This window comes from Brachybacterium alimentarium, from assembly GCF_002332425.1.
GTDB lineage: Bacteria > Actinomycetota > Actinomycetes > Actinomycetales > Dermabacteraceae > Brachybacterium > Brachybacterium alimentarium.
In genome coordinates this window covers 58,127-81,745 of record NZ_NRGS01000011.1, presented here as the reverse complement: position 1 = coordinate 81,745, position 23,619 = coordinate 58,127, and the positions used below count along the sequence as shown (strand labels likewise).

Here is a 23,619-nt window from a genome sequence, read left to right as displayed (position 1 = left end):
CCCCCGCACCGAGAGGCACCGATGCAGCCCATCGTCGAGAACATCCCCCTGCTGGCGCAGGGCATCGCGTACACCGTCGCGCTGACCCTGCTCGGCTACGGGCTCGCGCTCGTGGTCGGCACCGCGCTCGCGGTGTGCCGGGTCAGCCCGGTCCCGCCGCTGAGATGGGCCGCGACGGTGTACGTGGAGATCTTCCGCAACATCCCGCTGCTGAGCCTGCTGATCCTCATCGCCTTCGGGCTGCCGGACGTCGGCCTGCGCCTGCCCTACTTCTGGTGCGGCGTGCTGGGACTGACCCTGTCCTCGGCCGCGTTCGTGTGCGAGAACGTGCGCTCGGGGATCAACACGGTGCCCGTCGGCCACGCGGAGGCGGCGCGCTCGATCGGGCTCGGCTTCTTCGGCACCCTGCGTCACGTCGTGCTCCCGCAGGCGTTCCGCAGCATGATCCAGCCGCTGGTGAACGTCTTCATCGGCACGGTGATCGGCTCGGCGCTGTGCTCGGCGATCGCGGTCAGCGAGGTCACCTGGGTGACCCAGACCCTCAACATCCAGTACGCGCAGGCAGTGCTCATGTTCCTGGTCGCCGGCGCCGTCTACCTCGGGATGTCGCTGGGCGGCGCCGCGCTCGGCGGCATGATCGAGCGGGCCGTCTCCCCGGGCGGTCGTGGCTCCGGCCCCTCCCGCAGCACGGGCGCGCTCGACGTCACGGCCGGAGCACAGGCATGAGCGCCGCGACCGCCCAGGTGCCCTCGCGCGCCACGCCCCGGGCGACCTCCCGCGGCGCGACCCAGGTGCTCTTCGACGCCCCCGGACCCAAGGGCCGACGCCGCATCCTGCTGCTGTCCGTGGTCAGCGCCGTGGTGATCCTCGGCGTGCTCGCGGCCGGGCTGTGGACGTTCGCCGAGAACGGCGAGCTCGACCCGGACAAGTGGGTCGTCTACCTGCGCGCGGACTATCTCGCGTTCCTCGGGCACGGCCTGCTGGGAACCCTCAAGGTCACCGCCGTCGCGGCCGTCGTCGCGTTCCCGGCGGGGCTGCTGCTGGCGCTGGCGCGCATGTCCCGTCTCTCGGTGCTCAGCCGAGCCTCCACGGTGTGGATCGAGTTCTTCCGCGGCATCCCGATGCTGCTGGTCGTCTACGCCTTCCTGTTGGCGCTGCCCGCCTACGGCGTGACCTTCCCGCGGTTCTGGATGCTCGTGATCCCGATGATCCTGGTCTCCGCCGCCAGCACCGCCGAGGTGTTCCGCGCCGGCATCAAGGCGGTGGACGTCGGCCAGCACGAGGCCGCCGCCGCGATCGGTCTGGGCCGACGCCACGCCCTGGTCCATGTGATCCTGCCGCAGGCCGTGCGCCTGGTGCTGCCCAGCCTGATCCTCGCGCTGGTCACCCTGCTGAAGGACTCGACCCTGGGTTACGTGGTGAGCTACAACGAGCTGCAGTTCCAGGGCAAGACGATGGTCTCGATCACCCGCTACCTGGTGCAGACCTACCTGGTGGTCTCCCTGATCTACATCGTCATCAACTTCCTGCTGACCCGGGTCGCGCTCGCGCTGGACGCGCGGATGAAGGCGCGGGCCTCGGCAGGCTGAGCCGCTGCCGCGATGTCAAGCGGTGTCAGGGCGATCCCCTGCGGTGTCACCACGATGGCGTAATGTCGCCACCAGCTGACCGACGTTGGACGACCCTGATGTGGAGCTGGCCGTGATCGGATTCGAGAACGTCCGCAAGGAGTACCCGGGCGGGACGATCGCCGTCGAGGATTTCAGCCTCGAGGTCGCCTCGCACGAGTCGATGGTGCTCGTGGGCACGTCCGGGTCGGGCAAGACCACGTTGATGCGGATGATCAACCGTATGGTCGACCCCACCTCGGGCCGCGTCCACATCGACGGGGACGATGTGGCGGGCCTGGATCCCGTGAAGCTGCGCCGCAGCGTCGGCTACGTCATGCAGGCCTCGGGCCTGCTCCCGCATCGCACCGTGCTGGACAACATCACCACCGTGCCGGTGCTGCGCGGCACCTCGAAGAACGAGGCCCGTTCCCGCGCCCATGAGCTGATGGAGACCGTCGGCCTCGATGCCGCGCTCGCGAGCCGCTATCCCGCGCAGCTCTCGGGCGGCCAGCAGCAGCGCGTCGGCGTCGCCCGCGGCCTCGCCGCGGATCCGAACATCCTGCTGATGGACGAGCCCTTCGGGGCGGTGGACCCGATCGTGCGCGGGGAGCTGCAGCAGGAGCTGCTGCACCTGCAGCGGGATCTGCGCAAGACGATCGTCTTCGTCACCCACGACATCGACGAGGCATTCCTGGTCGGCGACCGCGTGGTGATCCTGCGGCCCGGCGGCGTCATCGCCCAGATCGGCACCCCGCAGGAGATCCTCGCGGATCCGGCCGACGACTTCGTGGCGAGCTTCGTCGGTGCCGACCGCGGCGCCCGCACCCTGCACGTGGAGCGCACCGACGGGCAGGACGTCGTGGTGGACGCCGACGGGCGGGCCGCCGGAGTGCTGGACGCCGGCGGGAGGAGCACGTCGTGAGCTGGGTGCTCGCCAATCTCGACGTGATCGCCGGGTACACGGGGTCGCACCTGCTGCAGGCTCTCCCGCCGATCCTCCTCGCGTTCGTGCTGTCGCTGCCGCTCGCCAAGCTCGCCAACTCCCGCGGCTGGCTGCGCACCTCGGTCACCACCTCCTCCGGGCTGCTCTATGCGATCCCCTCGCTGCCGCTGTTCGTGCTGCTGCCCGGCCTGCTGGGCACGGGCGTGCGCAGCCCGCTGAACATCTCGATCGCGCTGTCGCTGTACGCCCTCGCGCTCATGGTCCCGGCGGCCTCCGACGGATTCCGCTCCGTGAGCCGTGACGTGCTGGGCTCCGCGACCGCCCAGGGCTACGCGCCGACCGCGCGCTTCCTCAAGGTCGAGCTGCCGCTGGCCGGCCCGGTGCTGCTGGCCGGCGTGCGTGTCGTCGCCGTCAGCACGATCTCGCTGGTCACCGTCGGCGGCGTGCTCGGGGTGCCGAGTCTGGGCATGCTCTTCGTGGACGGCTTCCGCCGCGGCATCCTCGCGGAGATCACCGCCGGCGTGGTCCTCACCGCGGTGCTCGCCCTGGTCACCGATGGGCTGCTGGTGCTGCTGGGCCGAGCCCTCATGCCCTGGACCCGAGGCAGGACGGTGAAGCGCTCATGAACGGCAACCCCTACCTCGAGGCGTTCGACTGGCTCGCCGACCCGGTGCACTGGTCCGGGCCGTCGGGCATCCCGATGCGCGCCCTCGAGCACCTCGGCTACACCGCGCTCGGCGTGTTCGTCGCCGCGCTGATCGCAGTGCCGATCGGCCTGCTCGTCGGCCACACCGGGGTCGGCAAGGGCGTCGCCGTCGCCGCGGCCGGCGCCGCCCGCGCCCTGCCCACGCTGGGCCTGGTGACGCTGTTCGCCCTGATGCTCGGCATCGGCCTCAGCGCGCCGCTGCTGTCCTTCGTCGTGCTGGCGATCCCGTCGCTCCTCGCGGGGGCCTATTCGGCCGTGGAGTCCGCGGATCCGGCCACGGTCGACGCCGCGCGCGCCCAGGGCATGACCGAATGGCAGATCCTCTCCCGCGTCGAGGTCCCGCTGGGCATGCCGCTGCTCGTGGGTGGCTTCCGCGGCGCGACCGTGCAGGTCGTGGCCACTGCGATGCTCGCCGCATACGTCGGCAACGGCGGGCTCGGCCGGTACATCTTCCTGGGGCTCGGCTCCCAGGACTATCCGCAGATGATCGCCGGCTCCGTGCTGGTGATCGTCCTGGCGCTCGTGCTCGACCTCGTCCTGCTGCTCACCCAGCGGCTCACCGCCCCGCGCGGCGCCCGCACCGCCTGATCCCCTCGACCTCTTCGATCCCCTCGATCCCGACCCCAGGAGAACTCCCATGGCCATCCACAGCACCCGCCGGCACCTGCTCGGCGCATTCGGCATCGGCGGCGTCGCGCTCGGCGCGGCCGCGTGCAGCTCCGAGGATCCCTTCGCGGAGGGGGAGGGCGACGGCGGGTCGGCATCCGACGGGGGCGGCTCCGCGGCGGACTCCGGCACGATCGTGGTCGGCTCGCAGGCGTACTACTCCAACGAGATCATCGCCGAGCTGTTCGCCCAGGTGCTCGAGAAGGCCGGCCTCACCGTCGACCGCCAGTACCAGATCGGCCAGCGCGAGGTGTACATGCCCGAGCTCGAGGGCGGCTCCCTGGACGTGATGCCCGAATACCTCGGCAACCTGCTGCAGAACTACGAGGCCGACGCTGAGAGCGCGAGCCCCGAGGAGATCCACTCGGCTCTCTCCGACTCCCTCCCCGAGGAGCTGCGGGTGCTGGACTTCGCCGAGGCCACCGACCAGGACTCCTACACCACCACCTCGGACTTCGCGAGCGAGAACTCCTTGACCACGATCGCGGACCTGGCCGGGATCGACGACCTGAAGATCGCTGCGAACAGCGAGTTCGAGGTGCGTCCGTACGGCCCCGAGGGTGCGAAGAAGGTCTACGGCGTGGACATCAGCGTCGTGCCCGTCGAGGACGGCGGGGGCAGCCTCACCGTGCAGGCCCTTACCGACGGCGACGTGCAGCTCGCCGACCTCTACACCTCGGATCCCGCGATCGCCGAGAACGACTTCGTGGTGCTCGAGGACCCCGAGTCCCTGATCCTGCCGCAGAACGTGGTGCCCGTCGTCTCCGCGAAGCTGGACGACGAGGCGGAGAAGGCCCTGAACGGCGTCATCGCGGAGCTCAGCGCCGACGATCTCGTGGAGCTGAACCGTCGCAGCGTCGAGGATCAGGCGAGCTCCGCGGACATCGCGAAGGGCTGGCTGGAGGAGAAGGGCCTGGCCTGACGCGCCTCGCGATCACTGCATCGCGCGCCTCGCGACATTGCGCCGCGCCAGGACCCGCACCGGTGGTCGTCGGTCTGAGGGCGGGCTGGCCCGTGGTGCCTGGACTGTGGGGTGGGCTGGCCCGTGGAGCTCGGACTGGGGGTGGGCGGGACTGTGGAGCGCCCCGTGAAGCGCCTGTGACCAGCGGTGAGAACCGGGCGGTCGGCTCGCGGATGACATCGTGGGCGGGAAGCGGCAGGGTGAGGGCATGACGCACAACGAGACCCATGTGACCGTGACCCGCACGATGGACGTGCCCGCCAAGGAGCTCTTCAGCGTGCTCACGCTGCCGGCCCGCCACCACGAGTTCGACGGCTCGGGGACGGTGCGCAACTCGGACGACACCGAGCGCATCACCAAGACCGGCGAGAAGTTCGTGATGAACATGCACCGTGACGCGATGGGCGGCGACTACCGCACCCACAACTTCGTGACCGCGTACGACGAGAACAAGATGGTGGGATGGAAGCCCGCGCCCGAGGCCGAGGACGGCACCGCTCCCACCGAGCCGCTCGGCTGGGAGTGGCTGTATGAGCTGAAGTCCCAGGGCAACGACTCCACCGAGGTGACCCTCACGTACGACTGGTCGGACGTGACCGACGAGAAGCTCCTCAAGCAGGTCGGCTTCCCGGCAATCCCTGAGGAGGATCTCGAGGAGTCGCTGAACCTGCTGGCTGCGGCGGCCACCAAGGACTGACGTCGGCCGCACGCTGCCTGGTGCGCCGCGGACGCGAGCACCCTGGCGCACCTCGACGGCGCCTCCCGTTCGGGAGGCGCCGTTCGGCGTCGGACCGCACGTGACCGCGTGATCCGGCGCTGCGGGGCGTTCGCCCTTGACTGCGGCCCGGACTCTGCCACTCTGGGGTCAGGCGGCACAGTGGCCGCTCACTGAACGGGAGGAGCTCCATCATGAGAGACGACGCCACCCACGCCGCGTCGGACGACGTCCCCGACGAGATCGTGCGGAGCATCCACATCAAGGCCACCGCCGAGGTCGTGTTCGCCATCGTCCGCGAGCCGGGCTGGTTCATCAACGACGGGGAATACCGCAAGCACGACGTGCAGACCGCGGGCGGGATCTCCCGCGTCGTCGACCCCGTGTACGGCACGTTCAGCATGTCGGCCATGGCCCACGAGCCGCCGTACCGGGTCGGTTTCCGCTGGCTGGGCGGCGGGATGGGCGAGATCTCCGATGCCTCCAACACCGTCGAGTTCACCATCGACCCTGCCGGTTCCTCGAGAGACGACGAGGTCCGCCTGACGGTGCGAGAGCGCGGCTTCGCCCGGCTCAGCGAGGACGCCTCCGTGCGTCGGAGGAACTACGAGGAGAACTCCAAGGGCTGGGAGCAGGAGCTCGAGCTGGCACGCACGCTGGCCGAGAAGCGCTCGCCGGCGGTGAAGCGGACGGACTGACGCGCTCCGCGCCTCGGGCCGACGGGCTGCCCGTGGTCGGGGGGCTGCCAGCTGCTGGTCTGCCGCACCGCAGGTGAGAGGACTACCCTCGACTCATGGGCAGGGTTACCGAGAGCGCACGGATCCGCACCGTCCGGGTGCGCGAGGGAAAGCTGTACGCCGGGCGCAAGGGTGATCGTGTCGCCGTCGAGGAGCCGCTCGACATCCGTCTGAATGGCCAGCAGCTGTCGCTGACCATGCGCACTCCCGGCCATGACGTCGAGCTGATCCACGGTTTCCTCCACGGTGAGGGCATCATCCGCGACCGGGAGGACATCACCGAGGCCCGCTACTGCGACGGCGCGGTGCTCGACGATGGCAGCGGTTTCGCCCGCAACACCTACAACGTCATGGACTTCACGACCACTCGACCGCAGCTGCTTCCGCTGGTCACAAGGAACTTCACCACCACCTCGGCCTGCGGCGTGTGCGGGTCCGAGAGCATCGACGCAGTACGGCAGAAGAGCCGCTACACCCTGCTGAACAGCTGGTCCCTGGACCCCCGCACGATCCTCGTCGCGTCCGGCGCGCTCACCGACCAGCAGGCCGTCTTCGCCCGCACCGGCGGCGTCCATGCCGCTGCTCTCGTCGACCTCGAGGGGAATCTGCTGGTGGTGCGCGAGGACGTCGGCCGGCACAACGCGGTCGACAAGGTGATCGGCTGGGCGCTGCTCGAGGATCGTCTGCCGCTGCGCGACTGCTTCCTGCTGGTCTCCTCGCGAGCCAGCTTCGAGATCGCCCAGAAGGCCTATATGGCCGGCGTCCCGCTGCTGGCCTGCGTCTCCGCCGCGAGCTCCCTCGCCGTGGAGACCGCCGACGAGTTCGGCATGACCCTGGTCGGCTTCACCCGCGAGGCCGACGACGGCGACGGCCGCATGAACGTCTACACCCACCCCGAGCGCCTGGATCTCTCCGCTGCGGAAGGGTGAGCGTCGAGGGAGGCTGAACGCTGCGGGTCGAAGACAGCTGGGCGCCGGTCGTCGAGGACGGTGGGGCGCCCGCGGACGGTTGGGCGCTGCGGAGTGCTGGGCAAAAAAACCTGGTCGCGCCGGTGTTCTGGGCGTAGCGTCGCCGAGTGACCGCTTCCGACCGCACTGAGTCCGCTGGTTCTGGATCTGCTTCTGATGCGTCCACTGCTTCTGCAGGCTCTGCGGGCTCTGCAGCCAGCGTTGACGGCGCCGACTTCTGGGCCGAGGCCCGCGCCGAGCATCCTGCGCTCCCCGTGGAACCGCCTGAGGCCTGGGCTTTCGGGGCGACTCCTGAGCAGGCCGATGACCTGCTCGCCCTGGTGCTCGACGGGACGAAGACCGCGACGGCGTCTGCGGCGGGGGACTACGAGTCCGAGGGCGAACCCTTCCCGGCCGTCGGTGATCTGTCTATCGTGCTGGACGGTGCCGGGGTGTCGCGCGCCGTCCTCGAGGTGAGCGCGATCGAGATCGTCCCCTTCGGCGACGTCACCGCCGAGCATGCCCTCGCGGAGGGGGAGGACGACCGGACCCTCGCCTCCTGGCGGCGCATTCATCAGCAGTTCTGGGCAGATCACTCCGTGCACGGATTCGCCCCGCACATGCCCGTCGTGTGCGAACTGTTCCGGGTGCTGCACGTCGGATCACCTCGCTGACCCTGAACGTGCCGGTCACGGGCGGGCCGCTGGTGACGTCACGTGGCGATATCGCCAGTGCTCGTCACCAGCGGCCCGTCGATGACAACGTCGGTCCCGGCAGGAGGCAGGAGGCAGGAGGCAGGAGGCAGGAGGCAGGAGGCGGGAGGCGGGACGCAGGGCGGCAAGGTGGAGGCGCCCCAGCTCACGGCAGGGTGCCCAGGCCGCGGCAGGGCGCCCAGGCTCACGGCAGGGCGAGCACGCTCGCGGCGGTGACCTCGTCGACGACGACGTCGGTGGCGACGCCGGCGCGCAGGGCGGCTCGCAGGGGCAGGGCCTTGCGGGAGCCGGCCGCGAGCAGCAGGCGGTGGGGGATCCGGGCGAGCTGGGAGGGGTCGGGGCCGGAGCAGCGGGCGTTCATGCCGATGTCCCGGAAGGTGCCGTCGGCCCGGAGGAAGACGGTGCACACGTCCCCGACGGCGCCGTCGGCCCGCAGCGAGCGCAGGTCCGCACCGGTCAGGTAGTTGTTGGTGTAGACGTGGCTGGGTACCTCCGCATCGAAGGCGCCCACGCTGAACACGGCCAGCGTGCACTGCTGCTGGGCCTCGAGGACGCGGTGCACCGAGCGCTCGCGCCACATGGCGTCCCGGGTCGCGGCGTAGTCGAAGAAAGCGGGCACGGGGAAGTGGTGCACGGTCGCGTCCCAGAGCGTCGCGGCCCGGGCGAGCACCGTGGAGACGTACGTGAGGCCCGACCCCTCGGTGTTGATGGCGCCATTCAGCTGGACGATCCGCAGGCCGGGCACCGGGCGAGGGTGGAGGGAGCGCACCAGGGCCGCGAGCGTGGTGCCCCAGGCCATGCCGACGGTCATGCCCGGTTCGAGCATCCCGTCGAGCACCTCGGCCCCGGTCTCGGCGACGGACTGCAGGCGCTCGCGCTCGCCGTATCCCGAGCCCACGGGCACCATGTGCACCCGCACCCCGTACTGGCGGGCGATGCGGCGCCGCAGCTCCTCGACGCGATGGGCGCCGGGCGGGCGCAGCGAGATCTGGACCAGACCGGCATCGCGGGCATCACGGAGCATGCGCGAGACGGTCGAGCGGGAGACGCCCTGGGCGGCGGCGATCGCCTCCATCGTCTGCTGCTCGCCGTAGTACATCCGTGCAGCCTCGTAGAGCGCGTCGAGGCGGGATTCGGCAGTCATGGGCACAGTCTTGCACGTTCGTGCAGCGTACTTGCGTCGAACTGCACGGAGGTTCCACCATGTCCAGATCAGGTGCCGCGGCCTACGGCGGTGCCGATGACGGTTCCCGGCCGCGAGGCCCGGACGCCGCCGAGCAGATGTCACGGCAAAGGAGCAGCCACGTGTCCGATCAGCAACGGTCCGCCCTCACCCCTGGATCCCGAGCGGAGCACCTCTCGCGCCTGCGCGCCGCCACGGTCGACGATCCGCTGGACGTGCTCGTCGTCGGCGGTGGTGTCAACGGAGCCGGAGCCGCGTTCGACGCATCCACCCGCGGCCTCTCCGTGGGCCTGGTCGAGAGTCGCGACTGGGCCAGCGGCACCTCCTCGCGCTCCTCGAAGCTCATGCACGGCGGCCTGCGCTACCTGCAGATGCTCGACTTCAAGCTCGTCGCCGAGGCCCTGCGCGAGCGCGACCTGCTCCTCGAGCACACCGCGCCCCACCTGGTGAAGCCCATCAAGTTCGTCTTCCCCTTCTTCAAGAAGGTCGTGGACCGCGCGTTCATCGGCTCCGGCGTCATGCTCTACGACGCGATGCAATCCGTGGGCCGCAAGCGTGCGGTGCCGATGCATCGCCACCTGCTGCACGACAAGATGCTGAAGGTCTTCCCGGCGCTGGACGGCGAGAAGGCCGTCGGCGCGCTCGAGTACTACGACGCGCAGATGGACGACGCGCGCTTCGTGATGATGCTGGTGCGCTCCGCCGCCCAGAACGATTCCGCGGTCGCCAACTACACGAGCGTCGTGGACTACCTCCACGAGGGCGAGCGCGTGATCGGCGCCCGGGTGCGCGACGAGGAGACCGGCGAGGAGTTCGACATCCACGCCCGCCGGACCATCCTCGCCGGCGGCGTCTGGACCCAGGACCAGCAGGAGCTCGCCGGGGCCGACGCCGGCCTCGAGGTGCTCGCCTCCAAGGGCATCCACGTCACGATCGCCCGCGACCGCATCCCCGCGGTCCCGGACACCGGCATCATCACCCAGACCGAGAAGTCGGTGCTGTTCATCATCCCGTGGGACGAGTACTGGGTGATCGGCACGACCGACACCGCCTGGACCCAGGACCCACGCGACGTGGGCGCGACCAGGGACGACATCGAGTACGTGCTCGAGCACGCGAACGAGGTCCTCGCCGACGATCTCACCCGCGAGGACGTCATCGGCGTCTACTCGGGCCTGCGCCCGCTGCTGCAGCCGGTGCGCAAGAACTCCGGGGCGGGCTCCACGAAGGTCTCCCGCGAGCACACCGTGATGGAGATCGAGCCGGGCTTGGCCGCGATCGCGGGCGGCAAGTTCACCACCTACCGCGTGATGGCCGAGGACGTCGTCGACTTCGCGATCAAGGACTCCGAGCCGGGCCGTCCGAGCCTCACCCGCTCCGTGCCGGTGATCGGCGCGCAGGGCTACGAGACGCTCGTGCGCGACAAGCATGAGATCGGCCGACGCTACGGCTTCGACGAGGTCCGCGTGGATCGCCTGCTGTTCCGCTACGGCGCACTGCTGACCGACGTGCTCGCGCTCATCGACGAGGACCCCTCGCTGGGGACGCCGCTCGAGCACGCCCCGCGCTACCTGCGCGCCGAGGCGCTCTACGCGGTCCGCGCCGAGGGCGCCCGCCACCTGATCGACGTGCTCCAGCGCCGTACCCGGCTGGACTACGAGACCCGTGACCGCGGTGTCGCCGCGGCCGATGAGGTCGCAGCGCTCGTCGGCCCCGAGCTGGGCTGGGACGACGCTGCCCGCCGCCGCGAGGTCGAGACCTACCGTGCCCTCATCACCGCCCGCCTGGAGGGCGAGCGCGCCACCAGCGATGACCAGGCCGCGGCCTGCCTCGCCGACGTCGCGGAGGTGCCGCCGAGACGATGACCGAAGGGGCGCCCGGAGACGAGATCCGGGCGCCGTGGACATGCACCATCCGGGGCGGCAGAGCGCACGCCCCCGCAGGCCGCCCTCGGCCTGCCACCGGCACTGAGCCGGTACCGACCCGCACCGACGCGGGTCGGCTCTCGATGAGGAGAACATATGGGAACGATCGGAACGATCCTGCTGTCGGAGATCGCGGGCACCGCGATGCTGACCCTGCTGGGCGGTGGCGTCGTCGCCAACAACATCCTGGGCAAGACCAAGGGCAACGGCGGCGGCTGGCTGATGATCAACTTCGGCTGGGGGCTGGCGGTCTTCGCCGGCGTCTGGACCGCCTACAAGACCGGCGCGCACCTGAATCCTGCGGTGACCATCGGCCTGCTCTCGAGCGAGGCCACCGAGTTCGCACCGGGCATCCCGATGACGTTCGGCACGACGATCACCTACTTCGTGGCGGAGATGATCGGGGCCTTCCTCGGCGCCGTGCTGGCCTGGCTCGCGTACAAGAACCACTACGACCAGGAGACGGACGCCGGCACCATCCTGGGCACCTTCTCCACCGGCCCGGAGATCCGCTCCAAGGGCTGGAACCTGGTCACCGAGATCATCGCGACCTTCGTGCTGGTCTTCGTGATCATCATGTTCGGCAACACGCCCCACGAGCTCGGGCCGCTCGCGGTCGCGCTGCTGGTGCTCGCCATCGGCGCCTCCCTCGGCGGGCCGACGGGCTATGCCATCAACCCGGCGCGAGACCTCGGGCCGCGCCTGGCCCATGCAGTCCTGCCGATCAAGCACAAGGGCGGCTCGGACTGGGGATACTCGTGGGTGCCGGTCGCCGGCCCCATGATCGGCGGCGTTCTCGCGGGCGTAGCCTCGATCTTCTACTTCTGATCCACCCCGCGGCTCCGCGCCGATTCGCGCAGCTGCGACCATACCACCCCTCATCCATGACGAAGGAGTTCCGATGAACGACAAGACCATGTACATCATGTCCATCGACCAGGGCACCACCTCGACCCGAGCGATCATCTTCGACCACGACGGTCAGATCGTCGCCTCCGGCCAGAAGGAGCACGAGCAGATCTTCCCGAAGTCGGGCTGGGTCGAGCACGACCCCAAGGAGATCTGGAAGAACACCCGCGACGTCGTGGGCCAGGCGCTCGTGGGCGCCGAGATCAACCGTCACCAGCTGGCGGCCGTGGGCATCACCAACCAGCGCGAGACCGCCGTGGTGTGGGACAAGAACAACGGCGAGCCCGTGTACAACGCCATCGTCTGGCAGGACACGCGCACCCAGAAGATCTGCGATGAGCTCGCGGGCGAGGAGGGCGCGGACAAGTATAAGGAGCGCGTGGGCCTGCCGCTGGCGACCTACTTCTCCGGCCCGAAGATCAAGTGGATCCTGGACAACGTCGAGGGTGCTCGCGAGAAGGCGGAGGCCGGTGACCTGCTGTTCGGCAACACCGACTCGTGGCTGCTGTGGAATCTGACCGGCGGCCAGAGCGGCGGCATCCATGTCACCGACGTCACCAACGCCTCGCGCACGATGCTCATGAACATCGACACCCTCGACTGGAACGAGGACATCGCGAAGGACATGGGCATCCCGCTGTCCATGCTCCCCGAGATCAAGTCGTCCTCCGAGGTGTACGGGCACGGCCGCAAGAACGACCTGCTCATCGACACCCCGCTCGCCGGCATCCTCGGCGACCAGCAGGCGGCCACCTTCGGCCAGGCCTGCTTCGAGGTGGGCCAGGCCAAGAACACCTACGGCACCGGCAACTTCATGCTGATCAACACCGGTGAGGACCTGGTGCGCAGCGAGAACGGCCTGCTCACCACGGTCGCCTACAAGATCGGCGACAACAAGCCGATCTACGCCCTCGAGGGGTCGATCGCCGTGACCGGCTCCCTCGTGCAGTGGGTGCGCGACAACCTGGGCCTGATCAAGGACGCCCCGGAGATCGAGGATCTCGCGAAGGAGGTCGACGACAACGGCGGCCTGTTCATCGTCCCGGCCTTCTCGGGCCTGTTCGCTCCGCACTGGCGCTCCGACGCCCGCGGCGCGATGGTCGGCATGACCCGGTTCCACACCAAGAACCACATCGCCCGCGCCACGCTGGAGGCCACGGCCTTCCAGTCCCGCGAGGTGCTGGACGCGATGGTCGCCGACGCCGAGAGCGAGGGCGTCGAGCTCTCCGAGCTCAAGGTCGACGGCGGCATGGTCATGAACGAGACCCTCATGCAGTTCCAGGCCGACATCCTCGGCGTGCCCGTCGTGCGGCCGAAGGTCATCGAGACCACCGCGCTCGGTGCCGCCTACGCGGCCGGCATCGCCGTGGGCTTCTGGGACGGTGAGCAGGACGTCATCGACAACTGGGCCGAGGACAAGCGCTGGGAGCCTGCGATGGACGACGAGACCCGCGACCGCTACCTGCGCCTGTGGAAGAAGGCCGTCGAGCGCACCCTGGACTGGGTCGACGAGGACACCGAGGCGCTGTACAGCTGATCGACGAACTGCGGATGCGGAGTCGGCGGCGAGGTACGAGTCGGCGGCGCAGCGTTCGCGGGAGGAGACCAGCAGAGCAGTACAGCTGATCGACGAACTGCGGATGCGGGGTCGGCGGCGAGTTTGCGTGCGCCGGGTGATCGATGATCGGGTGGCCTCGATCGATCGTGCTTCGCGCCCGTGAGGGCATGATGCGCTGGACCTCCCTGCGGGGAGGCCAGCGCATCGTGCTGTCGTGGTCCGGATGCGCAGTCCGTGCGCCGCGCACCTGTGCGTGCGTCGCCCTGCGCCGCTCCGGATGCGCCCGTGCGACGGCACGGGCTGCCTGAGAACGCTCTGTCCCGGGTCGCCGTCTCAGGCCACCGTCTCAGGTCACCGTCCGGCAACGAGGGGCGGCTTCGGCCGCGCCGAGGCGTATCCTCGGCGCAACCGCGTGGTTCCTGACGCCCGTACGGCATCCCCTGGGGATGCTCGGGCAGCATCGGTCGGGATGGTTTCCACTGGGGGACTGCCCGACTTCGCCTCGACGAGCACCATCGCATCCGACCCTGTCCGCCCCCACCAGACCCTGTCCGCTCCAACCCCCTCCTCGTCCCTTCCCCATCACTGAGATCGGAGTCCTCTCATGGATCTCGTCTTCAAGCTGATCGCCCTCGGCATCTACTTCGCCGCCATGATCGGCATCGGCATCTATGCCTTCCGCAAGACGACGGGAGGTGAGGACTACATGCTCGGCGGGCGGCAGCTGCATCCTTTCACCGCCGCGCTCTCCGCCGGAGCCTCCGACATGTCCGGCTGGCTGCTCATGGGCCTGCCCGGCGCGCTGTACATGAATGGGCTGGTCGAGGCGTGGATCGCCGTCGGCCTGACCGTCGGTGCCGGGCTGAACTGGTTCTTCGTCGCGCCACGACTGCGGCAGTACACGCAGCTCGCGGGCAACGCGATCACGGTGCCGAGCTTCTTCGGCAACCGTCTCCATGACCGCACCAACATCCTGCGCGTCGCCGCGGGCCTGATCATCCTGGTGTTCTTCACCTTCTACGTGTCCTCCGGCATGGTCGCCGGCGGCGTCTTCTTCCAGTCGATGTTCGGCGGCCCGTACCTCACCGGCATGCTGCTCGTCGGCGGCGTCACCATCCTGTACACGCTGTTCGGCGGCTTCCTCGGGGCCAGCTACACCGACGTCGTCCAGGGCATCATCATGCTGGTCTCCCTCCTCGTCGTCCCGATCACCGCCATGTTCGTGGTCGGCGGTCCGGCCGCGATGTTCGCTTCTGTGCGCGAGGTCAACGCCGATTTCGGCTCCATGACCGCCGGCGGCACCTTCATCGGCATCATCTCCTCGCTCGCGTGGGGCCTGGGCTACTTCGGTCAGCCGCACATCATCGTGCGCTTCATGGCCCTGCGCTCCTCGCGCGATGCCCGATATGGCCTGGTCGTGGGCATGAGCTGGATGATCATCTGCGTCATCGGTGCGGTCTTCACCGCGCTCGCGGGCCTGGCCTACTTCCAGCAGAACGCGGACGCCGTCATCAGTGATTCCAAGAACGGCGAGTCGGTCTTCCTCGACCTCTCCCAGATCCTGTTCCACCCGTTGATCGCCGGCATCCTGCTGGCCGCGGTGCTCGCAGCCATCATGTCCACGATCTCCTCGCAGCTGATCGTCAGCAGCTCGGCCCTGGTCGAGGACCTCGTCGGCGGTGTGGGGATCAAGCTCAGCGACCGGGCGTCCTTGTGGGGCGGCCGCATCGGCGTCCTGGTCATCTCGGTGGTCGCCGTGGTGCTGGCGCTGAACCCGGAGAGCTCCGTGCTGGGCCTCGTGGCCTTCGCCTGGGCCGGGTTCGGTTCCGCCTTCGGACCGATCGTGCTGCTCTCGCTGTTCTGGCGCCGCCTGACCGCGGCCGGCGCCGGGGCCGGGATGGTCGCGGGCGCGGCGGTCGCGTTCGTGTGGGGCCAGTTCACGCCCGACGAGACGTGGGGTCTGTTCGGCGGGGAGCACCTCTACGAGATCATCCCCGGATTCCTCATCTGCCTTGTGCTCGCCGTCGTGGTGAGCCTCCTGACGCCGCGTCCGCCGGCCTCGACGATCCAGGAATTCGACGACATGGAGGAGTCGCTCGCCACCGGCGAGATCCCCATCCATGGCACCCATGCGGCACCCACCGAGGCGGGAGCCGCCGGGACCCTCTGATCGCCTGCGCCAGCACGAGCACGGCGCACCACTGGCCACTGTGCAGAAGAACGGCGGGGCATCCAGGATCTGGATGCCCCGCCGTTCCTCTGCGTGGTGCGCTCAGCCGCCGAAGACCCGCTCGTCGGCCGGGCCGCGCACGCCCGGCTGCACCGCGAACAGGGACCCGGCCTCCGGGTCCTCCCCGTCGGCCAGGTTCTCCCGGCTGGTGGTGATGAACAGCGTGGAGCGGTCCTCGCCGCCGAAGGTGCAGGCGGTGACCTGCCTCGGACCCACCGCGATGCGCTCGGCGACCTGCCCCTCGGGATCGAGGCCGAGCACCTGGTGGCCGCTGTGCATCGCCACCCACACGTTGCCCTCGCTGTCGAGCGTGAGCCCGTCGGGATGACCGTCCTGCGAGGTGAGGTCGGCGAACGGCCGGCGCTCGACGAGACCCTGCTCGTCGTCCCAGCCGAACTGGTCGACGCGGCCGGTGGGGGTGTCGACGTAGAACGCCCGCGTGCCGTCGGCCGAGAACGCCAGACCGTTGGAGATGGTCAGGTCCGTGAGGATCTCGGTGGTGGTGCTGTCGGGGCGCAGGCGCCACATCGAGGCCGCGCCGGGCGTCGCGCCGTAGGCCATGGAGCCGCACAGGAAGGAGCCGTCGGGGGCGATCGCGCCCTCGTTCATGCGGATCGGGCCGTCCCACAGCGGGGGCAGCGGCACGAACGAGCCGTCGGCGTCCTCGAAGGCGAAGCCCTTCTCGAGGGCCAGCACCGCGCCGCCGCTCGAGGCCGGGCGCACGCACGCGACCACGGGGGAGGGCGCTTCGATCCGACGGACCTCGTCGCGAGGGCCGAGGTGCATGATGTCCCCGGCGAGCATGTCCACCCAGCGCAGACCACCCCACTCGTCGGACCAGTAGGGGCCTTCGGCGTGATGGCAGAGCGAGTCGGTGATGCGGTCGGCGTGCATGGGGGCTCCGTTCGCGCAGGGAAGCGGTGTCTGTCCACCGTACGGGGTGGGGCGGCCGTGCGGGCCTCCGGTGGCCACCGGTCTTCGGCCGCCCCTCCTCCCAGGAGCCAGGAGCCAGGAGCCATGAGCCACGAGTCGGGAGCCGGGAGTCGGGAGCCAGACGTCATGCGTCCGGCATCAGCCCGCAGGCGTCAGCCGTCGCGCTGCAGCGCCGCCAGGGAATGGGCGATGTCGCGGGTCGCGGGGTAGAGCTCCCGGTACATCCGGTACAGGTCGTCGTAGCGTGCCGTGGCCGCCGGATCCGGCTCGCAGGCCCGGTCGATCGCGTTCCAGCCGTCGGTCTCGATGCCGTGGGCGGCCCGGGCGGCGAGCATCGAGGTGCCGTAGGAGGCGCCGACGGTGCGGCACGGGATCTCCTGACGCAGCCCGGTGACGTCCGAGACGATCTGCGGCCACAGCGCGTTCTGGGTTCCTCCGCCCACGGCGACCACGCGCTCGATGCGCACCCCTGCGGCGCGCAGCTCCTCGATGTGGTGGCGCACGCCGTAGGCCGCGGCCTCGAGAGCGGCCCGGTACAGGTCGCCCCGGGTGTGGGACAGGGTCAGTCCGGCGATGACGCCACGGGCCGACGGGTCGTGCATGGGGGAGCGCTCGCCGGCGAAGTAGGGGAGCATGAGCAGGCCGTTCGCGCCCACCCCCGCCGCGTCGGCCTCGCGCACCAGGGTCGCGAAGTCGGCCCCGCCGGTGAGGTCCCGCATCCAGCCGGTGATCGCTCCGGAGGCGGCCATCCCGCCGGAGAGGGTGAACGTGCCCTGCGAGGTCCCCGAGGTCACCCATAGGGAACGGCTCGGCGCAGGCTGATCGGTGATCGCGACCAGGAACGTCGTCGTCCCGTACATCAGCATGACGTCCCCCGGGGCGGTCGCGCCCACGCTGATCGCCTCCGCCCAGGCGTCGGTGCTGCCCGCGACCACGGGGGTGCCGGCCTCGATCCCGGACAGCGACTGCGCGGCCGCCTCGGAGACCGTGCCCATCACCTCGCCGGACCACAGCACCGGCGGCAGCTCGAGGCCCGGGGCGACGTGCTCGGCCCAGGGGCGGTGCCAGTCCAGCGTCGCGGAGTCGTAGGCCGGGGTGACCATGCTGGCACTGGCGTGGTCCAGTGCGTACTGCCCGGTGAGGCGGAACCCGAGGTAGGAGGCGGGCATGAACAGGCAGGTGGCGCGCGCGAACGCCTCGGGCTCATGGTCGGCGATCCAGCGGATCTTCGGGCCCGCGGCCTGCGAGGACAGCACGCTGCCGCAGCGATCGAGGATCTCGTCCTCGCCGAAGCGGGCGGTGAGGTCCTCGATCTGCTGCTCGGCGCGGGAGTCCACGCCGTACAGGATCGCGGGGCGCACGGGCTCGCCGGCGTCGTCGGCCAGGAGCACGCACGGGCCCATTCCGGACACGCCGATCCCCGTCACGTGAACATCTGTGCCGGAGACGAGCTCGGAGGAGATCCCCACGAACTCCTCCCACCACACGTGGGCGTCCATCTCGACGTGCCCGGGGGCCGGTCGCTCCACGGTGTGCTCCCGGGTCGCCGTGCGCAGGATCGTGCCGTCGAGCGCGACGAGCACTCCCTTCGCGCTCGACGTCCCGATGTCGACGCCCAGCACCGCCTCACGTGTTTCCAGCATTGACCTGCCCTTTCGTCGCCGCCTCGGCGTTCTTGCCCGATCGGTTCCGCCGAGAGGGCCTGGACCATCCTGCCACTGTCCGGCGCCCCGGTCGGCGAGTTCCCTGGACATCGCGGAAGCGGGGCCGGCCGGGCTCGGAGCGATCCGTCGGGAGGGGACGGCGGCGGCCGACGAGGGGGCCGCCGGGGGCGGGGCCGTGCGCTCCTCCATTAGGATCGACGCGCCGGGACCGGAACCGCAGCGAGTTTCGGCACATCCGTGCCTCGACGTGGACGTCGGGGACGGGACGACGAGGAAAGGAGCAGGCGTGCTCGACTCGCACATGGATCCGCAGCTCCTGCATCGCGCGGCCTCCGCGTACTATCTCGACAACCTGCGCCAGGCGGAGGTGGCGAGCAGGCTCGGGGTCTCCCGTCCCACCGTCAGCAAGCTGCTCACCGAGGCCCGCCGCATCGGCATGGTGCGCTTCGAGGTGCTCGACGTGACCGGGCCCGACATCACCGAGCTCGAGGTGCAGCTGCGCGACCTGCTCGGGGTGCAGCGGGTGCGGATCGCGCCCGGCGACCAGAGGGAACGGGAGTTCCGCGGCATCGGGGATCTGCTGGGGGAGGAGCTTCGCCGTCTGGACCTGCGCCGGGGTGACGTGCTGCTGATGTCCTCGGGGAAGACCACCCACGCGGTGAGCCGGATGTCGGGCATGCCCGATCTGCACGGCGTCGTCATCGCTCCGACCGTCGGCGGCCAGCAGGAATCGGACCCGGCGTTCCAGACCAACGAGACCGTGCGCAACCTGGTGGACCGCACGGGAGCGACCCCGCGCTTCATCTTCGCGCCGGCCCTGCCCAGCCCCAGTCTGTGGCGATCGCTGCAGGCGGATCCGAGCTTCGTGGAGATCACCGACCTGTGGGCACGTGCCCAGGTGCTGGTCTCCGGGATCGGTGCCCCCTATGCGCACCGTGAGGCGCTGACCTCGGTGGTCCCGCGCGATGACCCCTCGCTGCATGACGCGGTAGGGGACATCTGCCTGCATTTCTACGACGCCGACGGCAACACCCTGCTCTATCCGGGTGCGGACCGTCTGGTGCGCCCGTCGGTCGAGCTGCTGCGCGCGATCCCCCATGCGATCGCGCTGGCCGCCGACACGGCCAAGGCCCCGTCGATCGTCGCAGGGGCGAAGGCACGCCTGTTCACGACCCTCCTCACCGATGTGGAGACCGCCGAGGCCGTGCTCGAGGAGTTCGGCCAGCAGCCCTGACGCCGCCTCTCGCTCACCGGGCCGGACGTCGTCCCCCGCCCGCCTGGCCCACCCACCTGACCGGACGGCACTGACGGTGCCCCGCCCCCGGGTCCGCGCGTTCCCGCCCGTGCGTCGGCGGCACCAACGGTCGGAACATTTGTGCTTGACGAATGTTCGGAGGGTGTCTAGGCTCACTGGCGACCGGGTCCCGTCATGCCGACGGGCGCCGATGTCGACCGGTACGAGCACTGCGACCGGAACGTATCGAAGGAGATGTGTCGAGATGACTGAGACCGCCGGAGCAACTCCCGCCAGCATGAAGGCCGTGGTCATGCACGCGCCCGAGGACTACCGCCTCGAGGACAAGGCCGTGCCCTCTCCTGCGGCCGACGAGCTCCTGATCAAGGTCCAGGCGGTCGGCGTCTGCGCGAGCGATCTCAAGGCCTACGCCGGCGCCGCGAAGTTCTGGGGCGACGAGAACCGGGAGCGTTGGGTCGAGCCCGGCATCACGCCCGGCCACGAGATCACCGGCGAGGTCGTCTCCGGATCCGCCGAGGCGCTCGCGCTGCACGGGGTCGAGCTCGGTGACCGCATCGTGCTCGAGCAGATCGTGCCGTGCGAGGAGTGCATGTATTGCAAGCGCGGCTGGTACTGGATGTGCGGACCGCACGACATGTTCGGCTTCAAGCACTACGACGGCGGCATGGCCGAGTACATGATCGTGCCGCCCCTGGCCCGAGCCCACAAGATCTCCTCGGAGATCCCGCCGCACCACGCCGCGTTCGCCGAGCCGCTGTCCTGCTCGCTGCATGCCGTCGAGCGTGCCCAGCTCACCTTCGACGACGTGGTCGTCATCGCCGGCGCCGGTCCCATCGGCCTCGGCGCGATCATCGGCGCCGCGCACAAGAACCCCAAGATGGTCATCGCCCTGGACTTCGACGAGCACAAGCTCGAGCTCGCCAAGAAGTGCGGCGCCGATCTCACGATGAACCCCTCGAAGGTCGACGTCTACGAGGAGATCCGGGCTCTGACCGGCGGTTATGGGGCTGACGTGTACATCGAGTGCACCGGCCACCCCAGTGCCGTCTCGCAGGGCCTGAACCTGCTGCGCAAGCTCGGTCGCTACGTCGAGTACTCGGTGTTCAAGGAGAACGTGTCGGTCGACTGGTCGATCATCTCCGACGACAAGGAGCTCGACGTGCTCGGCGCCCACCTGGGCCCGCACTGCTGGCCCGCCGCCATCAAGATCATCGAGTCCGGCGTGCTGCCGCTCGACGAGATCTGCACCCACCAGTTCGGTCTGGGCGAGGTGCAGAAGGCTCTCGACACCGTCGCCGACTCCGCCGGCGCCTCGATCAAGGTCTCGCTCCTCCCCGGAGCCTGATCCCTCCGGCCCCGCGGCCGGATCGTCCCGCCTGACGACCCGGCCGCGGCCCCCGCGCGACAGTCCGCGCCCGCGACTGTCCGCACCCGTCCCGTCTCCAGCCTCGTCTCCTACCCCGTCACCCACCCCTTCTCCAGCCCGTATCCCGTCGGGCGCTCGCCGCAGAGCGCCCACCCCGCCCGTCCCATCCAGCCGACGGCACGCGCATGACCCGCCGACGAGGGCGAGCCGTGCAGTGCTCCCGTAGGCTCCCGAGGATCCTCGCGCCGAGGCGTCGACGTCGTCGCCCACGCAGGAACCGCACCCACCATCCACCGCAGCGTCCCGCCCACGGCACTGCGGGGACCGTCATCGTCGACGGCTCCAGACAGGAAGGATCGGCATGAGCACTGCAGCTGCCGACGCACCCCCGGCCGCCCCTCGTCCCGCGCGACGACACGTCAAGCACGTCGGCCGCTGGATCGGCGCCGCCCTCACCGTGATCGCCCTGCTCGTGGTGGTCCTGGGCACCAAGGTGGTGCCCGACGGCCAGGAGCAGGAGCTCGCAGGTCCCGCCGAGTTCGACAAGTCCACCTTCGGCGCCGAGGAGTTTCCCGCCGTCCAGGAGCAGATCACGGAACGTGCCGTCCCGGCGACCGAGCTCGCCCCCGCCCTGCTGGAGGATCCCGAGGCCACCGCCGAGGAGCACGGCATCGAGGCCGCCGGCAACACGGTGTACTCCACGACCTTCACCGGCACCGTCGGCGAGGGACAGGCAGGGATCTACGACGTGGCGATCGAAGGCATGCCCGAGGACGTCACGGTGCGCCTCCAGACCGGCCCGGCCATCAACGGCACCGAGCTGCGCGATGCCACCGGCAGCTACGACTTCGGCCAGTTCACCAACCAGATCGAGTTCCAGGACGCCGGCGCCGCGCTGAACGACGAGATGAAGAAGCAGGTGCTCGATCCCGTCGACCCGAGCACGCTGAGCGGGAAGACCATCACCGTCACGGGCGCCTTCACCGCCATCAACCCCGAGGGCTGGCTCGTCACCCCCGTCTCCCTGGAGGTCCAGTGAACACCGCGGCGGACGCACAGCACCCGGCCCGGGACGTCGTGCTCGCGGCCCGTGACATCGTGAAGACCTACGGCGGCACCCGCGCCCTGAAGGGCGTGAACTTCGAGATCCACCGCGGCGAGGTCACCACGCTGTTCGGGGAGAACGGCGCCGGGAAGTCGACGCTGATGAAGATCCTCTCCGGGGTCGAGCAGCCCACCTCCGGGCAGATCGAGCTGGAGGGCGAACCCGTCTCCTTCGCGACCACCACCGAGGCCCGCGACCACGGCATCGCGATCATCCACCAGGAGCTGAGCCTCGCCCCGAACCTCTCGGTGCGCGACAACATCTACCTGGGCCGCGAGATCACGCACGGCGGGAGGGTCGACTTCGCCGAGGAGACCCGTCGCACCGCGGCCCTGCTCGAGGACATGCACCTGGACGTGAGCCCGTCGGCGCTGGTGGGCGACCTGCGGGTCGGACAGCAGCAGATCGTCGAGATCGCCAGGGCGCTCTCGATCGACGCACGCATCCTCATCATGGACGAGCCCACCTCCGCCCTCGCGGCGAAGGAGGTCGAGATCCTCTTCGGCATCATCGACGAGCTCACCGCCCGCGGCGTCTCGCTCGTCTACATCTCCCACCACCTGGAGGAGGCGCTGCAGGTCACCGACCATGCGGTGGTGCTGCGGGACGGGAGCATGACCGCCCGCGGCCGTCGCGAGGAGATCGACCTCGACTGGATCGTGCGGCACATGGTCGGCGAGAACTTCGACCTCGGATCCCCTCCGCGGGGCCACGAGTTCGGCGAGAGCGTGCTGCGGATCGAGGACCTCACCGTGCGCGATCCCGAGAACCCCGAGCGCGCCGTCGTCGACGGGGTCTCGCTCGAGGTGCGCGAGGGCGAGATCGTCTGCGTGTACGGGCTGATGGGCGCGGGGCGCACCGAGATGCTCGAAGCGGTCGCCGGTCGTGGCGAGATCGCCGGCGGTCGCGTCCTGCTGCGCGGCGAGGACATCGCCGCGCAGTCGCTCCGCGAGCGGCTGTCCCGCGGGATCGGTCTGGTCCCCGAGGATCGCCAGCGCGACGGGCTGGTGCAGACCATGACCGTCGGCCAGAACCTCACCCTCGCGAGCATCAAGCAGTTCCTCCATCGCGGATTCACCTCGCGCCGGGCGGAGGAAGACCTGGCCACGGGCCTGATCAAGGACGTGACCGTGAAAGCTCCCGGACCCGGCGTCGGCATCGGCTCCCTCTCCGGCGGCAACCAGCAGAAGGTCGTGATCGGCAAGGTCCTCGCGACCCGGCCCGACGTCATGCTCCTGGACGAGCCCAGCCGCGGCATCGACATCGGCGCGAAGGCCGAGGTGTTCGGCCTGCTCGCCGAGCGCGCCCGCGAGGGGCTCGCCGTCCTCTACTCCACCTCGGAGATCGACGAGTGCTTCAGCATCGCGCACCGCATCGTCGTGCTGCGCCGCGGGAGCATCTCCGCCGAGTTCGGGCCCGACGCGGCGAAGGCCGACGTCATGGCCGCCTCCGGTGAAGTCGTCACCTCCTGACCCTGCCCCACGAACGGATAC

At 70.0% G+C, this 23,619-nt stretch carries 21 protein-coding genes; 18 read left to right on the top strand and 3 right to left on the bottom strand.

From position 1 onward, the window contains the following. Positions 1-21 precede the first annotated feature (21 nt). From CIK71_RS07800 to CIK71_RS07755, 10 genes are all read left to right on the top strand, one after another. On the top strand, positions 22-726 hold the full coding sequence (locus tag CIK71_RS07800; RefSeq protein WP_096164631.1) for an amino acid ABC transporter permease: 705 nt from the start codon (positions 22-24) through the stop codon (positions 724-726). Next, complete coding sequence (locus tag CIK71_RS07795; protein ID WP_096164630.1) at positions 723-1,589, top strand: amino acid ABC transporter permease; 867 nt, start codon at positions 723-725, stop codon at positions 1,587-1,589. The genes CIK71_RS07800 and CIK71_RS07795 overlap by 4 nt, the downstream gene beginning before the upstream one ends. A 112-nt stretch (positions 1,590-1,701) precedes the next feature. Beyond that, the gene (locus CIK71_RS07790) at positions 1,702-2,532 is read left to right on the top strand and encodes an ABC transporter ATP-binding protein (RefSeq protein WP_096164874.1); all 831 of its coding nucleotides are present in this window, start codon (positions 1,702-1,704) and stop codon (positions 2,530-2,532) included. Then, complete coding sequence (locus tag CIK71_RS07785; protein ID WP_096164629.1) at positions 2,529-3,179, top strand: ABC transporter permease; 651 nt, start codon at positions 2,529-2,531, stop codon at positions 3,177-3,179. Before CIK71_RS07790 ends, CIK71_RS07785 begins: the two co-directional genes overlap by 4 nt. Beyond that, positions 3,176-3,847, top strand: a complete 672-nt coding sequence (locus CIK71_RS07780) for an ABC transporter permease (RefSeq protein WP_096164628.1) — start codon at positions 3,176-3,178, stop codon at positions 3,845-3,847. The genes CIK71_RS07785 and CIK71_RS07780 overlap by 4 nt, the downstream gene beginning before the upstream one ends. 49 nt (positions 3,848-3,896) lie before the next feature. After that, the gene (locus tag CIK71_RS07775) at positions 3,897-4,847 is read left to right on the top strand and encodes an ABC transporter substrate-binding protein (protein WP_096164627.1); all 951 of its coding nucleotides are present in this window, start codon (positions 3,897-3,899) and stop codon (positions 4,845-4,847) included. A gap of 247 nt (positions 4,848-5,094) precedes the next feature. Then, on the top strand, positions 5,095-5,583 hold the full coding sequence (locus CIK71_RS07770; protein WP_096164872.1) for an SRPBCC family protein: 489 nt from the start codon (positions 5,095-5,097) through the stop codon (positions 5,581-5,583). Between the two features lie 212 nt (positions 5,584-5,795). Beyond that, positions 5,796-6,299 (top strand): SRPBCC family protein, encoded by a 504-nt coding sequence (locus CIK71_RS07765; protein WP_096164626.1) that lies wholly within the window; start codon positions 5,796-5,798, stop codon positions 6,297-6,299. Between the two features lie 95 nt (positions 6,300-6,394). Continuing rightward, positions 6,395-7,267, top strand: coding sequence for a formate dehydrogenase accessory sulfurtransferase FdhD (gene fdhD / locus CIK71_RS07760; RefSeq protein WP_096164625.1), 873 nt, complete (start codon positions 6,395-6,397; stop codon positions 7,265-7,267). A gap of 293 nt (positions 7,268-7,560) precedes the next feature. After that, the gene (locus CIK71_RS07755) at positions 7,561-7,959 is read left to right on the top strand and encodes an ASCH domain-containing protein (protein ID WP_241963922.1); all 399 of its coding nucleotides are present in this window, start codon (positions 7,561-7,563) and stop codon (positions 7,957-7,959) included. 223 nt (positions 7,960-8,182) lie between these two features. Here CIK71_RS07755 and CIK71_RS07750 read toward each other — a convergent pair whose 3' ends face one another. Further along, a complete protein-coding gene (locus tag CIK71_RS07750) occupies positions 8,183-9,142 on the bottom strand; it encodes a sugar-binding transcriptional regulator (RefSeq protein WP_096164623.1) in 960 nt (319 codons plus the stop codon). A 161-nt stretch (positions 9,143-9,303) separates the two neighbouring features. Between CIK71_RS07750 and CIK71_RS07745 the strand changes: the two genes are divergently transcribed. From CIK71_RS07745 to putP, 4 genes are all read left to right on the top strand, one after another. Beyond that, entirely contained in the window at positions 9,304-11,046 is a 1,743-nt protein-coding gene (locus CIK71_RS07745) for a glycerol-3-phosphate dehydrogenase/oxidase (protein ID WP_096164622.1), read from the top strand. A gap of 165 nt (positions 11,047-11,211) precedes the next feature. Continuing rightward, positions 11,212-11,934 (top strand): MIP/aquaporin family protein, encoded by a 723-nt coding sequence (locus CIK71_RS07740; protein ID WP_096164870.1) that lies wholly within the window; start codon positions 11,212-11,214, stop codon positions 11,932-11,934. A 73-nt stretch (positions 11,935-12,007) separates the two neighbouring features. Next, positions 12,008-13,552: a glycerol kinase GlpK gene (glpK, locus tag CIK71_RS07735; protein ID WP_096164621.1), complete on the top strand. Its 1,545-nt coding sequence runs from the start codon at positions 12,008-12,010 to the stop codon at positions 13,550-13,552. Between the two features lie 625 nt (positions 13,553-14,177). After that, positions 14,178-15,743 carry a sodium/proline symporter PutP gene (gene putP, locus CIK71_RS07730; RefSeq protein ID WP_096164620.1) on the top strand — a complete coding sequence of 522 codons (1,566 nt, stop codon included), beginning with the start codon at positions 14,178-14,180 and terminating at the stop codon, positions 15,741-15,743. Positions 15,744-15,845: 102 nt separating this feature from the next. On the opposite strand, the gene CIK71_RS07725 is transcribed toward putP, so the two are convergent. Continuing rightward, the gene (locus CIK71_RS07725) at positions 15,846-16,697 is read right to left on the bottom strand and encodes an SMP-30/gluconolactonase/LRE family protein (protein ID WP_096164619.1); all 852 of its coding nucleotides are present in this window, start codon (positions 16,695-16,697) and stop codon (positions 15,846-15,848) included. 191 nt (positions 16,698-16,888) lie between these two features. Further along, positions 16,889-18,379, bottom strand: coding sequence for an FGGY-family carbohydrate kinase (locus CIK71_RS07720; protein WP_096164618.1), 1,491 nt, complete (start codon positions 18,377-18,379; stop codon positions 16,889-16,891). Between the two features lie 307 nt (positions 18,380-18,686). On the opposite strand from CIK71_RS07720, the gene CIK71_RS07715 reads away from it, so the two are divergent. From CIK71_RS07715 to CIK71_RS07700, 4 genes are all read left to right on the top strand, one after another. After that, the gene (locus tag CIK71_RS07715; protein WP_096164617.1) at positions 18,687-19,634 is read left to right on the top strand and encodes a sugar-binding transcriptional regulator; all 948 of its coding nucleotides are present in this window, start codon (positions 18,687-18,689) and stop codon (positions 19,632-19,634) included. A 265-nt stretch (positions 19,635-19,899) separates the two neighbouring features. After that, positions 19,900-21,000 (top strand): zinc-binding dehydrogenase, encoded by a 1,101-nt coding sequence (locus tag CIK71_RS07710; protein ID WP_096164616.1) that lies wholly within the window; start codon positions 19,900-19,902, stop codon positions 20,998-21,000. Positions 21,001-21,382: 382 nt separating this feature from the next. Further along, on the top strand, positions 21,383-22,060 hold the full coding sequence (locus CIK71_RS07705) for a DUF2291 family protein (protein WP_096164615.1): 678 nt from the start codon (positions 21,383-21,385) through the stop codon (positions 22,058-22,060). Next, positions 22,057-23,598 carry a sugar ABC transporter ATP-binding protein gene (locus tag CIK71_RS07700; protein WP_096164614.1) on the top strand — a complete coding sequence of 514 codons (1,542 nt, stop codon included), beginning with the start codon at positions 22,057-22,059 and terminating at the stop codon, positions 23,596-23,598. The genes CIK71_RS07705 and CIK71_RS07700 overlap by 4 nt, the downstream gene beginning before the upstream one ends. Positions 23,599-23,619: the final 21 nt, after the last annotated feature.

Coding starts and splice junctions, on each gene's coding strand:
- CIK71_RS07800 (WP_096164631.1), top strand. CDS start 22: ATGCAGCCCATCGTCGAGAACATCCCCCTGCTGGCGCAGGGCATCGCG.
- CIK71_RS07795 (WP_096164630.1), top strand. CDS start 723: ATGAGCGCCGCGACCGCCCAGGTGCCCTCGCGCGCCACGCCCCGGGCG.
- CIK71_RS07780 (WP_096164628.1), top strand. CDS start 3,176: ATGAACGGCAACCCCTACCTCGAGGCGTTCGACTGGCTCGCCGACCCG.
- CIK71_RS07775 (WP_096164627.1), top strand. CDS start 3,897: ATGGCCATCCACAGCACCCGCCGGCACCTGCTCGGCGCATTCGGCATC.
- CIK71_RS07770 (WP_096164872.1), top strand. CDS start 5,095: ATGACGCACAACGAGACCCATGTGACCGTGACCCGCACGATGGACGTG.
- CIK71_RS07765 (WP_096164626.1), top strand. CDS start 5,796: ATGAGAGACGACGCCACCCACGCCGCGTCGGACGACGTCCCCGACGAG.
- fdhD (WP_096164625.1), top strand. CDS start 6,395: ATGGGCAGGGTTACCGAGAGCGCACGGATCCGCACCGTCCGGGTGCGC.
- CIK71_RS07750 (WP_096164623.1), bottom strand. CDS start 9,142: ATGACTGCCGAATCCCGCCTCGACGCGCTCTACGAGGCTGCACGGATG.
- glpK (WP_096164621.1), top strand. CDS start 12,008: ATGAACGACAAGACCATGTACATCATGTCCATCGACCAGGGCACCACC.
- putP (WP_096164620.1), top strand. CDS start 14,178: ATGGATCTCGTCTTCAAGCTGATCGCCCTCGGCATCTACTTCGCCGCC.
- CIK71_RS07725 (WP_096164619.1), bottom strand. CDS start 16,697: ATGCACGCCGACCGCATCACCGACTCGCTCTGCCATCACGCCGAAGGC.
- CIK71_RS07720 (WP_096164618.1), bottom strand. CDS start 18,379: ATGCTGGAAACACGTGAGGCGGTGCTGGGCGTCGACATCGGGACGTCG.
- CIK71_RS07710 (WP_096164616.1), top strand. CDS start 19,900: ATGACTGAGACCGCCGGAGCAACTCCCGCCAGCATGAAGGCCGTGGTC.
- CIK71_RS07705 (WP_096164615.1), top strand. CDS start 21,383: ATGAGCACTGCAGCTGCCGACGCACCCCCGGCCGCCCCTCGTCCCGCG.